The sequence below is a fragment of the Chryseobacterium sp. CH21 genome (genome assembly GCF_004119445.1).
Taxonomy (GTDB): Bacteria; Bacteroidota; Bacteroidia; order Flavobacteriales; family Weeksellaceae; genus Chryseobacterium.
The window spans coordinates 16,717-31,776 of sequence record NZ_QICI01000049.1 but is presented as its reverse complement, the minus strand read 5'-3'; the positions used below and the strand labels follow the sequence as shown (position 1 = coordinate 31,776).

Sequence of the window (15,060 nt, the reverse complement as noted above, 5' to 3'; positions counted from 1 at the left end):
ATGGATTGGCCGATTTCTTTTTTACACCTCTTTTTCGAAATAAAGTCTGTAGTATTTTCCTTTATCATCTTCACCCATTTCAATTTTCTGTCTGTCTCCATGGATGTAGATGTGGAAGTTTTTATCCAGCTTAATAATACTTTTAAAGTGTCTCTGTGTCTTTTTTACCGCTGCTTCACTGATCGGGAATTCTTCAGCGATATTCACCTGCATATCCTGTTCGTAATCTGTTTTAAAGTTCACGAAACTTTCAATCACATGCTCGTCACCCAATACTTCACTGGCAAATTCATCCAGCTTAAATTCTTCTTTTTCTTTGAAGAAATTGATGGATTTATTCAGAAAATCTGCCTGATCTGCTTTGGAAACTTCAAATTCCTGAGGAAGCTGCTTTGTGATATAATCTTTATACACCATCAAAGCTTCCTGCGTGTGGAAATATTCATCATCACGCTGTTTTACTTTCAGGAAATCTTCAAACCAGTAGTACATATCTCCATTTTTGTTGTTATCAACTACGGAAAGCACATATCCTGTTTCTTTATTATTATTGTAGATCAAAGCTGCTTTATCAATTTTAGATAAACCAATTCCCTGGTCTTTTTCAATATCAAATGTTTCTTCGGAAGGATTTATTTTCAGGAAAGATTCTCTCTTTTCTGTTTTAAAGATTCCAATTTTGTCCACTCTGTCAGGACGGTCACTTTCGTCTTCAAAAAGAACAATGAAAAGCTCTCCACTCTGAACTCTTGGATTTTCTGCCGCTTCGAAAAGGTGTTTTGCAATGTTCTCAGATTCCCAGATGAACTTAGCTTTATCATCAAAAATTTCGGATACTGCGCTGTAAACCGGATTATTGACCAGATAAGTATCACTGTAAAAATGGAAGGTTTCTTCCGATTTAAAAGAACCTAAAAAGTAATCTTCAAGCATTTCTGCCATTCCTTCTTCCAGTTTCAATTCTTCCTGTGAAATCGTCAGGGAATCCCCGTTGATCTTATTTCCGACTCTGTGTACTATTATTTTTGAAAACATTTTTCTGAATATTTGGACTGCAAAGATATTCATTCTTATCCTTTCTGCGAAACTTAAAAAATGTCATTTTGTACTGGAGAAATATTTACCACCCCGTCAAAAATTCTTTGAATTTTCGCCACCCCTCCAAGGGAGGGGAATTTTTAGTCATTCTTTTGTGATAGAGTGACAGCAGGAATTTTGTCTTTCATTTTCAATTTGATAAATACCGTATCATTTTGACATGTTTTTTCGTTTTAAAAGCAACACCTAAAAACCACAATAAACTGTATTTCAATATATTAATCAAATTTCATTTCCAACGGAATACCATTGGCATCCTGATTTGAAAACATAGAAAAATGGACTTAAAAACATTAAACAGAATAGACAAGCTCAGAAGATTAAAAAGCAAGGGACCAGAAACTCCAAAGTGGCTGAAGCCTTATCACATGCTCTTTTTCGCTTTTTTAACCATTTTCATCTTTGGTGCCATCATCAAATTGCTGGAACACAATCACATCTAAAATATAATAGTATGAATTATCTGCAAGCAGTAAAGGAAATCACAGACGTGGTTCCCGACTTTGAAAAGGAAGTAAAAGAAATTAAAATTCAAAACTCATACAGCATCATCCGCACTTTTACGGAACGTATTAAAAATATGATCCGCCAGAATGACAGAAACCTGCTGTTCCGAAGTTTACATAAAATGGACAAAATATACACTGACGGAGATACGGTACTAAAAAATGCTATTGAGACCACTTTTATCTATTCTCTGGACAATTGTACCGCTTTCTGCAGCGAGGAATACAGAAAAGCGATTTTCAGTCACATTTCTGCAAATCTACAGAAAGTGCATTCAAGACAAATTTACAGCCACGGTATATAACGGTTTTATTACATTATTGAGCCGTTTCATTACAAAGTGTTTAAATTAAACAAAAATTAAAATAACTCACAATCAATAGATTATGAAAAACAAAATAAGAAGAATTTCCGACTGGAAAACGTGGAAAACCACGACTAACAGACACAATGCAGAGATATTATTCACTCACATTGCTGTGATAGTTGGGGTATTTATTTTTGCGGCCTGTTTATAAATTTTGGTATACATTTCGCTGCATCTAAAAGTGTTTGAAAAATTATTAATTATGATGAAAGAACAAATGCAAACTATTAATCAAAAATTAGCAGTTGAGTACTTAAAATTTTTCTATCCGCCACTTCGTCATGAAATCATCCAATTGTCTGTTCAGGACAATTTTGCGGGAATCATGCAGGCAACCGTAAACTATTTAAAGAACCTTTTACAGGAGTCTAAAATCAGTATTATAGCCCATCATATTAAGCTGATGGACTGGCTTTACAGAAATGGGAATTCTTATGTAAGAGACATGATTGAAAACATGTTTGTAAGATCTTTCGAAAGCTTCAAAAAGCACGCAAAAATCCAACATTGGAAACTCCTTTACCAATATATGCCGGTCAGCTTCCAGATCATTTATAATGAGCAGCAGAAGCAGGATCAGATCTATTTTGGGAAATAACATCTAAAACAAAAGAGCGAAAAGATAGACTATCAGATTCGCTCTTTTGTCTTTCATATCTCATTAAAAGTAACTTTTATCTCATTCTATTTCACCAATCCCTGTGAAACCCTTATTTTGCAAAATGTACCCATGAAATATCCTTTTTATGCCCTGATGATGGCATTGTCAATAATCTCATGTGAAAATAATGACAATACCCATGATGATCCGAGACCGATTGATAAAGAAATGTATCAATTCGAATTTAAAAGCTACGCTGTAAAAAATACAGTTTTATACAAAGGGTCCAATGGAGAAAAATCTACGCCGGATGAATCTTATCTCAACGATTACTGGAGCCTGTACCAGCAACCAGCCTGGGAAAAAATAACCATGAATCTTAAAAACAAAACGATCAGATTAATATCCGGAACCTCATCTACAGATTTTACTTATAGTTATACCATTGTCAATGACTCTGTATTAATCAATGATAATAACATGAATAAACCAACTTACATTGGTGATTTCAATAAAAATTCTTCTTCGTTCACCTTAAAAAGAACTTACAGATACATTAAACGAGTGCCCCGACACGATGAAGATGGGTTATTGATTACTAAAAGCGCCCATTTTGGAACTACCCAATACGAAAATATTTTTGGAAATATATTTACTAATCCTTCTGAAATGATAAAATCAGGAGATCAGCTTTTATGGAGTAATATTGAGTATTATTATAAAAGATTATAATCAACAACTCAAAAGAATAAAAAGAGGCTGTCTCAAAAGTGTCATTCTGAACGAAATGAAATGTAGTGAAGAATCTCATGTATTTCTTTATCAGTAAGATTCTTCCTTCGTCAGAATGATAAAAGTCAAATTATTTGACTTTTGAGACAGCCTCTTTCCTTTTTTATTTTTTCACAAACACCTTTTCGATGGTCTGTGCTTCTTCATTACTTAGCTTTGAAGCTTTCCCCAGCTTGGCAATGAAAGTGGTAACTTCTTCCGGTGTTGCCGGAGATCCCAGATTTTCTCCTTTAGCATCAAAAGAATCTGCCAGTACTTCTCCTTTCGGGCTTAGGATTAGCCAGAACGGAAGCCCGGCGTTTTCGCCTTTATATTTATTCATCAGCTCCTGTCCACCAGGGTTTTCGAGGCTTTTCTTATCTCCTCTTTCCTGAACGTCCAAATAAGCTGTTACAAATCTTTTATCAAAAACAGGTTTGGTTTCAGGAAGGTTCATATTTTTTTCCATCATCTTACACCATTTACACCAGGAAGCATGGAATACCAATAAAACATTTTTCTTTTCTGCTTTGGCTTCCGTGAAAGCTTTATTTAATACAACATCTGCTTTTTCCTGTGCTGCTCCCAACTGAAACAGTAAGAGAGTAACAATGACAATAATTTTAGAGTATTTCATTCTGAATTTTTATTTTAAGTCTACACGAATTTAGGTATTTAATCGTTCAGTTATTTTATTTAATTTTAAATATTATTATAATAATGAGATACAAATATTTTTACGTTTTCCTTCTTGTTTTCAGTTTTACAGGATATAATGCTCAGATTTCTGATGCAGTTAAAAAATTATCACAACCTTTAGAGAATATTTCTTATGCTGAGTCATCTCATATCGGATTTGGAGGAGAAGAAAGTAAAATTTATAATCAATTTAGGAAGGTCGCCCAAAGAGCAACCAATGATGAACTCTATTATTTTGCAATGAATGGCAGTAATGCACTAAAAGTATATTCAGGAAAAGAATTGTTTAAACGAAATGATAAAAGATTCTTAGAAATCTATACATTCTATTCCAGCAATCCTTTAATGATGAAATATACTCTAGGCTGTGTTGGAAAAAATAAAAATATTGCAGAGTTTTTGAAAGATGAAGTATATTCTGCACCATTCTATATCTCCCTACGGGATCAGTTATTAAAAAATGAAGACAAACAAGATGAAATAGTAAAAACCCAATTAGCACAAATTAAAGAAGAGGGCTATGGTAAACTTACAGAAGAAGATGTCAATTCAGTAAAAAAACAAATAGCAGAAATAAATAATAAAAAACAAAAACCACAGTAAAAATTTACTGTGGTTTATCATAATTTTAAAAAAATAGAATTGGAGTTATTTTAAAACTGTTTTGTCGGATGATATAGTTCTGAAATCAATTAAAGTTTTTTTCTTTCTCACAATATCCACCAGAGTCTGCACTGAAAAAGTGAGAATGATATACAAAACAATGAGTACTGATACATACCCTATTTCATGTTGTCTGTACCCAAAAATCCCTTTTCCCCATGAAATCAGAATCCACTGGATCATGTACATGGAAGTTAAGTTTTTACTACAGTATTTCAAAACACGCATAAAACCATTTTCTTTTACGTTGGCCGTAATGGTATTGATCAGCCATAAAAAAAACAATGTCCAGCCTGCAAAATAAATAACACCACCAGGCCCCATATGGTAAAAACCGTTGTAATTATAGTCACCATACAGAAAAACCAATGGTGCCCCTATCGCAATGAACAATAGCCCTACATACAGCATTTTTCTAAATACCTGCTTGATATCGTAGTTCAGTTCCTGAAACCATTTACCGAAAAACATTCCGATAATAATAAAAGCCATCCATGGGAAAACAGGAAAATAAACATACGCTGGATAATCCGTATTGAAAAGAAGATCCAGAACATAATTGATCACAGGAATATCCAGATTAATTCCACTGACTTCTCTGGATATCAGTGCAACGAATAAACCTATAGCCAACATCACATATTTATTTTTCACATACTCTCTGATAAACCCTACGAACAGTAAAGACATTCCTGCCAGCTGTAAAATATCACCCAGCTGTACCAGATATACATATTGTTGCTCTACAGGTGCATGCCAGCCATATTTTTGCATAAAATTATCGGGAGCAAAATTAAAAATCACAGGGATCATAAACTTCATAAAATTCATGAACAGACCTGCGAATACCAGTAAAACGCCTCGCTTTAGAGCACTTTTAAGACTTTGATGACTGGAAGTCATGAAGGTGATTCCCATACAGATCAGGAAAATGGAAGTTCCCCTTCCTAGAAAAACAATAAAACTGCCGATGGCGGTTTCATATTGTGATTTTACATTGGCATACACCAATAAGGTATGTATAATGATCATTCCGATAACACTAATACCTTTTATTAAATCCAGAGTGAGGATTCTTTTGTTTTGTTGTTCCATAGTTTTTTTAGTGGAAATTGGATTAGATGGATAAAATTGTATTCATTAATTATTTTTTAAAACAATATTTTTATTTATTCTAAATAAAAATCAAATATACAAATTAAATCCACTCCTCATAATCCATCCATCAATTTTCATAAAATATTAATACTTAAACATTTATTTCTCTATTAATGAATGATTATCGTAAAATATTCACACTTCTTGAAACCAATAAATGACCATGGAAACTGGCAAAAATGAAATGGCTATTTCCTTTACATAAAAAACTCTCCCGATTGGAAGAGTTTTTACTATATCGATTAAGATTTCGGTAATTCTGGAGGACGCATTTTGTATTTGTAACTGTTTAAGGTTTTCAAAAATGCTACGATATCAAAAACTTCATCGTCTGTAAGATTCAGTTTTTCTACCATTCCTGATTTGTGGGGAAATTTAGGATCATTGATCTGATCTGCTTTTGGAGTTTCTCTGCCCATTCCTGCATTGTACATCATAACGATATTAGCCAGTTCGGGGAAAAGTCCGTTGTGCATGTAAGGCTTGTTCTCGGAAACTTCTCTGAGTGTAGGCGTTTTGAATTTCCCTACGTCTTCATTTTTCTTAGTAACGATATATCTTCCCAGATCTTCATATTTCCTTCCGTAATACGTCAATCCCAAATTATGGAACTTCTGGTCGGAGAAATAAGGTGTGTTATGACAATTAATACAATTCGCTTTTGTTCTGAATAAATGAAGTCCGCTAATTTCAGAATCCGTTAAGGCATCTTTTTTCCGGAAACGAATTTATCAAACTTCGATGGCGGACTGATCAGAGAACGTTCAAAGGTTGCCACAGCTTTTGCAATTTTTTCTTCTGTCACTTCTCCATTCCCGAAAGCTTTTGCAAAGAAAGGTTTATAATCTTTAATTTTTCTGATATTTTTCGTCGCCATTGACATATGGAGATTCATCTCTACCGGATTTTCAATAGGGGCTTTCACCTGTTCTTCCAAAGTAGCTGAACGACCGTCCCAGAAGAATGTTTTGGCATAACCAATATTCACCAGAGTGGGTGCATTTCTGGTACCTGTCTGTCTGTCATGACCAAAAGAAACTCTGCTTCCGTCTGACCATCCTATTTCGGGATTGTGGCAGTTAGCACAGGAAATTTGTCCGCTTTTGGAAAGTCTCGGATCAAAGAATAACATTTTTCCCAGTTCCATTTTATCTTCGGAATAAGGGTTGTCTTCAGGAAAATTCATTTTAGACAAAGGTCCGATATCCTGAAAACCATCTTTAGCTTCATCAAATAAGTGGGGAGCCGGCCATTTGCTTTGGTCCCCGCTTCCGTACAATGTACGAAGTTCCTCCACGGTATATCCCGTAGGGTTGTTATGAGAGGTATAACTTAGTAAAGATATTATTCCGGCCATTGCCAGAAAAGCAATATATCTGTCTTTCATTATTTTTAGTAATAAACATTCAATCCTACTAAGGCAATATGATTAGCTCTGCCATTGTAGTCAACTTGATTTTTATACGTACTGTTCATCAGCCATGTCTGAGAAAAACTTCCAAACAGCTCATACCTGATTTTATTCTGATCAAAAATGTAACTTGCATTAAAATTAAGACCAATTTTAGGTGTTGCATCATACGCAAAGTCCGGCTGGGCAATCTTCGTTGCAAAGATATTCTCTTTCGTACTCTGATAGGGCTGATAATTGAATTCTTTTTGCAAAGGTACGTAAAGATTTTGCGAAAGACCAACCGCCAGCTTATGAGACGGCTGTAAAGCAAATTCTTTTTCTGCTCCAAGACGGTAATTGAAGAAAGCCAGTTTTCTATCCATTACCACAGATACATCTTTCACATGATTTTTCCCGTATGCCGCATCAAAAAGAATCTTGAAAGCTTCATTTTTGTGATTGAACCACACTACACTGTTCTGCCAGAAAAGGTTTTTCTGCTCCAGACGGTATGTTCTGTACTCCAAAGGATAGTTGTAATTGGTATCCAGCTGATCCTGATACTTCAACATAGAAGCCCATTTTTTCCCGTTATAATTTCCTAAGAAATTAAGATAAAAACTATGCAGATCTGTTTTTAGCCCTGAATATTTTGTATAATCCGTATGATATACATAATTCGCATCCTGATATTCATAGACTTTATAAAAGCGCTCGATCACATTTTTATAATCATATCCGGCAGAAAAGTGTGTATTAGCATTGTTAAAAGCATATTCACCTCCCCAGATATAACCTCCCATCTTATACTCAGAATTTTTGAATTCAGTATTCCCAATATACTGATTACCATACCCTTCATTATAACGGATATAAATACTGTCATTGGCAGGTATATTTCCTCCAAGATTCACAAACATTATATTATTATTCTTATAATGGTTGACATAGCTTAATTTTCCAAAAATTGAGTGCTGGCGCCATCTTAGTCCTAATTTGGCAAAAGCTTTATAAGTATAATCATCAACTTTTGGTCTTGGATCTGCGTTTTGTCTGTAGGATTTAGCATATCTCCCTTCCCCACCTATCTGCAGAATTACTGGTTTTACAGGGTTATAAGCAAACTGCCCATTGATAAAATAGCTCTGTTTCTGCCACCTTGCTGTACGGGGAACCCAATAATATGAAGGATTGTAAATAAATGAAGAATTATTGGTTCTCTCATCATTCAGGATATAAGGAACATTATCCTCGGTAGTTTTATCTGCCTGAAGCCTTCCTGATAGAGCAATTTTTTCATTCAATTTAAAGACTCCTTCAGAATGAAATGTAAAGCTCCCGGTTTTTTCAGCGGTCTGAACTCTTTTAAAATTTTGTTTCGTTGTAGAAAACTGAAAACTTGTCTGAGAAAAATCCAAAGGCTGAAAAAAAGAAATATAAGGATCATTCAGTCTAATATTTTTTTCTACAGCACTGATGTTAATACTGTCTAACTGAGTTGACTGAGCATGAAAGAACTGGCTGCTTAATGCAACCACCCCCAATATACTATATTGAAAAACTTTAATCTTCTTATTTTTATTATTGTGCATATCCTCGAGGGTTTGCTTTAATGGTTACAAAATCATTGGCAGAATTGTTTGTATCCTGCAATACTACACGGCCATTAATAATTTCTTTTGTTTTACGGATTACAGAAAGTCCTGTAAATGTACCTTCTGCCAATCCTGCATTGTTAACTATAAAAGTTCTGGAAGCATCGATGTCAGATGGAAAGTCTTTAGGCGCTTTCTGCTCCTTATCGGTAATATCTATCCCATCAATGATATATTTCTTAGGAATTTGTAAAAACAGTGTCCCCGTAGGAGCTTTGGGAGCAGCAACTTTTTTCCAGCTTGCGATCTCAGTATCCGTAGCTCTCAAAATTCCAACCCCTAACATTGAAGTGACATTCAGGATTAAATCATTAGAAGCTATACTCCAGTAACTCACCAGCATATCCGGTACCATAATATTCTGAATATCCCATAAAAAGGGTTTTTTACCATTACCAAGGTTATAATCTCCCATGTAAGTTTCAAAATCAGCCTGGCTCAGATCCACTGTTTTGGAAGGATCCTGTATGGCTACCCCTGCTCCATTAATATCATTAAAAGGCATTTTATGGTTAAGAGCTGTTTGGGCAACAACGATACTCTTCCCAGGTAAAATAGGATATTGACTACCGTTTCCAGGAACTTTAATAAGTATATTGGAATATACATAATCTGTATTGGCTGCTGTTCCCCCTCCTGCAGTCTGATTCCAGTCATACTGTCCGTTTGGCAGAGTATAATTAGTTACGTTATTGTTAACATTACCTTCCAGAAATACCAGATGTAAACCATCAGCATAAATAGTCTGATCAGAATTATTGTGAATCTCAATAAACTGATCTCTGAAATTAGCTCCCAGTTTTGTATCTGAACCTGCGTAATAGTATTGCTTGATAACAAGATCGCCCAGATTTCCACTTGAAATTCTTACCAACGTGGAGGAGATATTTGCGTTTACGGTTACTTTCTCCTGAAAGCCTCCGAAATGCACAATTTCATAGCTTGTATTTTCCCCAAGCTGTTGTTCGTATTCATTTTTTTTCAACTGCAATTCGGCCTGGATACTATAAGTGCCTGGCAATGCTCCAGTTATTTTTAAATCACCGTTAGCATCTGTTTTTCCTGTAATTTTATCTCCCGTTGCTGCATTTTCCATAGTAATTATAACATTTGCCACTCCTTTGTCTGCCACAGAAGGATATTTGGAAGCATCATATTTAATATTTACAGTAAAAGGTACAGGTTTCATCTCGTTATTTCCGCCGAAATCATCATCTCTGTTGCATCCTACAAGGATAAGAATCGGCATGATCAGCAATGCTATTATTCGTTTCATTATTGTTATCTTTAGTATTATTATTAAAATTTATATGAAATATTTGCTCCAAAGGAGGTAGAAGTAAAATTGGAATATACATATCCCATTTCATCATAAGCCTTTAAATTGAAAACATTACTTACATATACTGACAGCCTGAAACCACTCAAGAAATCCTTTGTAACTCTCAAGTGAACATTATGCAGGGTTTTGTTATATAAACCTGAAAGTTTTTCATCTGAAGGTTTCAGAAACAAGTTCTGATATAGAGGATTGGTCCTGTCGTTATCCGGAATCATCTCTACTGTTCCTCCATATTTAATATATCCCACAGGATAAATATCATTAGCATTGGTTAGCTTTCTGTCTGAAAGAAAATGATCTGTTCTAAGACCTATAATTAACCCTGCTTTAGCCAGGTGATAATCAAAACTAAAGCTTGCTCTGGCCATTGTACTTTTGCTTTTCGTATCATTATAGATTCCGTATTCGAAGTTTTTATCAGTGATTTCGGGAGCCTTGAACGTAAAAAGACCATCATCTTTCAATCCTGATGTCTCTACATAGCTGGCATTGAACCCAATTACAAGATTAAGAGCTTCTATCTTTTTAAAATTGGCCATAAGCTCCAGCCCCTTATCCACTGATGAATATCCGTTGACAATTCGATTTTGGAGATAAGTAAATTTTTCTGTTCCCACGATTTCGTAAGTAGGAACTTCTGTTCCTACAATAGTAACATTTACCTTAGCTCTATCCATAGTCTTTAAGACCGTCATGGTAGTAAAGCCATCAAATAATTTATTATAGTATCCAGTAAGGTTAACTGTTCCAAAAGGAAATTTGTAATCTACTCCTATTTCTGTTTTCCAGCTGCGAGAAGGTTTTAGATCAGCATTATCTCCCGGAGTCACTACTGTCTGCATAATAGCTGCCGAATAATAACCCGGTAAACGATAATCCCCTAAAAGAAAATCTAAATATCTTGGCGCTGTGTACAACTGGTTTAGTGATGGAGCTTTTGAAGTAAGGCCTAAACCACCTCTTACAGAAAGATTTCCCATTTGATAGGAAGTATTAATCCTTGGAGAATAGGTAGAATAAGAATTCTGAAGATCATAACGCAGACCCAAGTTAGCTCTTAGAATATTTTTATTGGCAAAAGCTTTGGTAATATTATCCTGAATATAAAAAGCATATTGTTTACTTGAAAAAACATTATCACGATAATTATAGTCTCTCATCCCTTCAGAACTCTGACCTGCTGCTTTAAATGTAGCAAACTGACCTGCAGTTCCATACCTTCCTTTTCCAAAGTTATCACCATATCTGAAATTAAATCCTAAACTATAAGCATGAATCCATTTCGAAGCGGTCACTTTGTTCCCATTGATGCTTAAATTGGTGTAAATATTAAGAGGTTTTCCATCAGCAAAAGCCTGGTTTTCATAACTGGGCAAAGTATAGGGTGCATAATAAACTGAATTTCCTGAAGCATTTCCATAAGGACGGGCACCTTGGTTCAACCAATATCTGCGTTCTGTTAATTGTGTTGCGTAGCTAAGTCCAACATCTGCACTTACTGTTCTAAAAAAAGGTTTGCTGCCATTTTGTCCAAAATTATAGGAGACATTATTTCCTAATGAAAAGCTTTTATTATCTACATTGATAATCATCCCGTTAAGATCATCCGGATCTTTTTTACCTTTGCTGGTATTGGTAGAAAATGATGCGGAAAGTTTGTTAGTGAAACCGCTCTTTCCCTTTGAAGACCAAAGAATATTAAAATTAGTTCTGTCATATCCCACCAAACTTGTTCGGGGATCAGAAAGAGAGTTCATGTAGTCTGCAGAAATAGTAAGCGCATTATTTTTATTGAGTCCGAAACCTTTAGTAAGACCAATCTGATAAGTACCTTCTCTGAGTGATGCATCCAACCGGAGAGGTGATGCCTTGGCAATGGTGGTTACTTTGATAAGTCCCGATGTTAAATCTCCGTATTTGGCATCCGGAACTCCCTGTATCACTTCAATACTTTCAATATTTTCAGTTGGAATTTCTCTTAAATCGACCCCATAGTTCGGCTGGCTTGGTGTCAAGTTTCCACCATTAGTGGTTGTGTTAAAACTGATCCCGAAAGGACCACTGTTAGCAGAATCATAACTCTGCATATTTTCGTTATTGGATAAGGCAATATCGTTAACCATCAATTGTACTCCAAATGCCCTGTTCCCAAAGTCGTCACCACCGGGAATATTTCCGGAACCCGTTACTGAAGCACCACTAGCTGTTCTGAAAACAATATTTTTAAACTGGGTATTGTCGAACTGCTGAACATATTGACCTGGTAATTGCTGAAGTACATCTCCAAGAGAGAAAGACTGGAGATTCTGAAGGGCTTCCTGCTGAATAGCAATTTCAGAAAACTGTTTTTTTCTTGCGGTAAGCTGTACTCCTTCGATTCTGATTTCTGATTTTTCGCGTTCTGAACTTTTAGATGATGAAAGCTGAAGTTGTAGTTCTTCTCCTTCTTTTATGATAATGGTTTCTTCTTTATTGTTGGTATTCAGGAATGTAATCTGACATTTTCCTTTTAGAACCATAGAATTATCTTTCTTATGCAATTCTTTGCATTCTTTCAAACCACCATTGACAAGTTCTCCTTTCTTTAGTTTCCCATTATGATAAAACTCTACTTTTTGAGCAGACAAGAATCCACCAGCTGTTAAAAAAACAGCACCAACTAATAACGATACTTTCACCCTTAAAATATTTAGACGGCAAAATTAATTATAATTATTCTAAATAAAAAACAAGTTTATAGAATTATCAAAGTTATTTTAACTTAAAATAAAACAATATCCATACACAATTCCCCAATTAAAGAATAAAACAACAATGTAAACTACCGGAAATAGTGACTTCAAAGGCACATTATAATATCTTTTTATCATTTAATGCAGTAATTTCATTTCCAGTGTCATTTAAATATTTATTCCCTTCTTTTGTTTTTAACAGTAAAACAATTGGGGATTGATCAATCTTGTATTAACCGCTGAATTAACAGGAATATTATTCGAAATCTTTTCCCGAAATCTACCGGCAACATAGGCCGAGCCGTTCCATACTAATAGATGACAGGATTTGTTGACAGAATAGTCATAAATATTATAGCTTTTCTAAAAACAATCGCAAATCGTCTTCTTTGCTTAGTTTTAGTTTATATTTGATTTTAGTTTTATAAACTCTTATTGTACCAGTTGTTGTGCTGTATATAGAAGCTATTTCTTTAGAGGAAAGATCCATTCTAAAATATTGGCATAATTTAAGTTCTTTATTGGTAAGATCCGGGAACTCTTCAGAAAGCTTATTTTGAAAAATATCACTCTCTATTCCATGATCATTCATAAGGCCGAAGTTTCTTTTGTCTATCTGTATCAGATTATTAACTTTTAGCTGCAAATCCTTTAATGCAACATCAGTGTTTTCTTTTGAATTTTTTAAATTCTTTATATTTTCTAAAAAAAGCTTTTCGGTATCCATTTTTAAACTAAGATTTCTATGTAAAGCTTTAATTTTTTGTTCCTGTAACTCAATACTGTTTTCCAATAAAGCTTTTTTACTTTGATCAACCTCTCTTTCTGCCCTGTTCTTTTTTCTAATTATCAAAAAATCATACTGGATGAAATGCATATTATACATATTATAATAATAGCATAATATATTTTCCTTTTTTGATTAGACAACTCATAAGAATATTTTTCATTAATATTCTTTAAAACCCGATCATTTAATATATAGGAAATCTCTTTTATATTTTGAATGTTTGCATTATCAAACTTATGATTTAAATCGACAAGTCTCTGAGATATTCTTTTTATTTGAACCAGTTCATTATTAGCTGAGTAATGTTTTAACAGGATTTCATTGATAATAATTTGATCATGAACATTTTTAACACTACTTTCTACATTAGTTAAATATGCAATAATTTTTTTTTTGTCAACATTAGAAAGCGTGTACAAATCGGAAAGCCTCTGGCATGTAAGTAATATTGGAGAAAAAAATTTGTCTTTTGATTTATAATAATTAAATTCCTGCTCTAAAAACTTCTGAGCGGCCTCATAATTACCCATTTTATAAAAATAAAAACCAACATTCCCCCTCATAAGATATAAAAAGTCTAATTGATCCTGATTCAAATTTTTCTTTTCACTTAATAGTTGTATCCCCTTCATTGTTTCCTCATATGCCTTTTTCATATTATGAAGGTGACAATATGTCATTCCAAAATTATTATACATTGAAGCTTTAAAATACACCTCAGAAGAGTCATACTTTTGAAGCGCTTTTTTAAAATATAATAGTGCCTTATCATATTTCTTATTCTTATAATACAGTCTTCCTTTAAGGTGGTATAAATGAGGCAGCATATACCGCTTCCCAACACTTTCATTGATCTTAATTGAATTATTCAAAAAATACATGGCCTGCTTGGGAGAAACATCTTCAAATTGGAAAGCCAGATTAAAATTACAAGCGATGGTTATATATTCATATTGAGAATCATTCAATTTCAATAAGTCATAAACAAGTGCCAGCTGCCTGAATCTATCATCCGTGTATAAAAAGAGCTCTATATATTTACTTCCCAGTAAATACTTTTTATCTCCTGTGGTTTTAAATTTATCTTCAGCGTGTATTTTAATTTTTTTTATTTCGGACTTACTATGTTGTATAAACTCCAACCTGCTACTGATATCATGAAAATAATCATTATCATTTGCCAAAGCAAAATTATTAATCAGAATAAAAAACAGAAACAATTTTAAATTATACATATAATTACAATAACAATTTATAGATAAAAATACAAATAACATTATAATT

The 15,060-nt window shown here is 34.0% G+C and carries 13 protein-coding genes and 1 pseudogene; 5 read left to right on the top strand and 9 right to left on the bottom strand.

Going from position 1 to position 15,060, the window contains the following annotated elements:
- Positions 1-21: 21 nt before the first annotated feature.
- Positions 22-1,035, bottom strand: coding sequence for a nucleoid-associated protein (locus BOQ62_RS09780; protein ID WP_121488678.1), 1,014 nt, complete (start codon positions 1,033-1,035; stop codon positions 22-24).
- A gap of 341 nt (positions 1,036-1,376) precedes the next feature.
- Between BOQ62_RS09780 and BOQ62_RS09775 the strand changes: the two genes are divergently transcribed.
- The 4 genes from BOQ62_RS09775 to BOQ62_RS09760 all read left to right on the top strand — a co-directional run bounded on the left by BOQ62_RS09775 (position 1,377) and on the right by BOQ62_RS09760 (position 3,305).
- The gene (locus BOQ62_RS09775) at positions 1,377-1,541 is read left to right on the top strand and encodes a hypothetical protein (RefSeq protein ID WP_228413903.1); all 165 of its coding nucleotides are present in this window, start codon (positions 1,377-1,379) and stop codon (positions 1,539-1,541) included.
- A gap of 11 nt (positions 1,542-1,552) precedes the next feature.
- Positions 1,553-1,909 carry a hypothetical protein gene (locus BOQ62_RS09770; RefSeq protein WP_129039052.1) on the top strand — a complete coding sequence of 119 codons (357 nt, stop codon included), beginning with the start codon at positions 1,553-1,555 and terminating at the stop codon, positions 1,907-1,909.
- A gap of 265 nt (positions 1,910-2,174) precedes the next feature.
- Entirely contained in the window at positions 2,175-2,570 is a 396-nt protein-coding gene (locus BOQ62_RS09765; RefSeq protein WP_129039050.1) for a hypothetical protein, read from the top strand.
- Between the two features lie 132 nt (positions 2,571-2,702).
- The gene (locus BOQ62_RS09760; protein ID WP_129039049.1) at positions 2,703-3,305 is read left to right on the top strand and encodes a hypothetical protein; all 603 of its coding nucleotides are present in this window, start codon (positions 2,703-2,705) and stop codon (positions 3,303-3,305) included.
- Positions 3,306-3,468: 163 nt separating this feature from the next.
- Here the strand turns inward: BOQ62_RS09760 and BOQ62_RS09755 are convergent, their stop codons facing one another.
- The gene (locus BOQ62_RS09755; protein ID WP_129039047.1) at positions 3,469-3,981 is read right to left on the bottom strand and encodes a thioredoxin family protein; all 513 of its coding nucleotides are present in this window, start codon (positions 3,979-3,981) and stop codon (positions 3,469-3,471) included.
- A gap of 83 nt (positions 3,982-4,064) precedes the next feature.
- Here BOQ62_RS09755 and BOQ62_RS09750 point away from each other — a divergent pair, with 83 nt between their 5' ends.
- A complete protein-coding gene (locus BOQ62_RS09750; RefSeq protein WP_129039045.1) occupies positions 4,065-4,646 on the top strand; it encodes a hypothetical protein in 582 nt (193 codons plus the stop codon).
- Positions 4,647-4,691: 45 nt separating this feature from the next.
- Here BOQ62_RS09750 and BOQ62_RS09745 read toward each other — a convergent pair whose 3' ends face one another.
- The 7 genes and pseudogenes from BOQ62_RS09745 to BOQ62_RS09715 all read right to left on the bottom strand — a co-directional run bounded on the left by BOQ62_RS09745 (position 4,692) and on the right by BOQ62_RS09715 (position 14,960).
- A complete protein-coding gene (locus BOQ62_RS09745; protein ID WP_129039043.1) occupies positions 4,692-5,801 on the bottom strand; it encodes a heparan-alpha-glucosaminide N-acetyltransferase domain-containing protein in 1,110 nt (369 codons plus the stop codon).
- 305 nt (positions 5,802-6,106) lie between these two features.
- Positions 6,107-7,251: pseudogene (locus BOQ62_RS09740) on the bottom strand (cytochrome-c peroxidase).
- 5 nt (positions 7,252-7,256) lie between these two features.
- The gene (locus BOQ62_RS09735; protein WP_129039041.1) at positions 7,257-8,849 is read right to left on the bottom strand and encodes a DUF6850 family outer membrane beta-barrel protein; all 1,593 of its coding nucleotides are present in this window, start codon (positions 8,847-8,849) and stop codon (positions 7,257-7,259) included.
- On the bottom strand, positions 8,839-10,188 hold the full coding sequence (locus tag BOQ62_RS09730; RefSeq protein ID WP_129039039.1) for a DUF4876 domain-containing protein: 1,350 nt from the start codon (positions 10,186-10,188) through the stop codon (positions 8,839-8,841). Before BOQ62_RS09730 ends, BOQ62_RS09735 begins: the two co-directional genes overlap by 11 nt.
- Positions 10,189-10,211: 23 nt before the next feature.
- Complete coding sequence (locus tag BOQ62_RS09725) at positions 10,212-12,932, bottom strand: TonB-dependent receptor plug domain-containing protein (RefSeq protein WP_228413901.1); 2,721 nt, start codon at positions 12,930-12,932, stop codon at positions 10,212-10,214.
- A 406-nt stretch (positions 12,933-13,338) separates the two neighbouring features.
- On the bottom strand, positions 13,339-13,863 hold the full coding sequence (locus BOQ62_RS09720; protein ID WP_164976721.1) for a helix-turn-helix transcriptional regulator: 525 nt from the start codon (positions 13,861-13,863) through the stop codon (positions 13,339-13,341).
- Positions 13,836-14,960, bottom strand: coding sequence for a tetratricopeptide repeat protein (locus BOQ62_RS09715; RefSeq protein ID WP_164976720.1), 1,125 nt, complete (start codon positions 14,958-14,960; stop codon positions 13,836-13,838). The genes BOQ62_RS09720 and BOQ62_RS09715 overlap by 28 nt, the downstream gene beginning before the upstream one ends.
- Between the last annotated feature and the right edge of the window lie 100 nt (positions 14,961-15,060).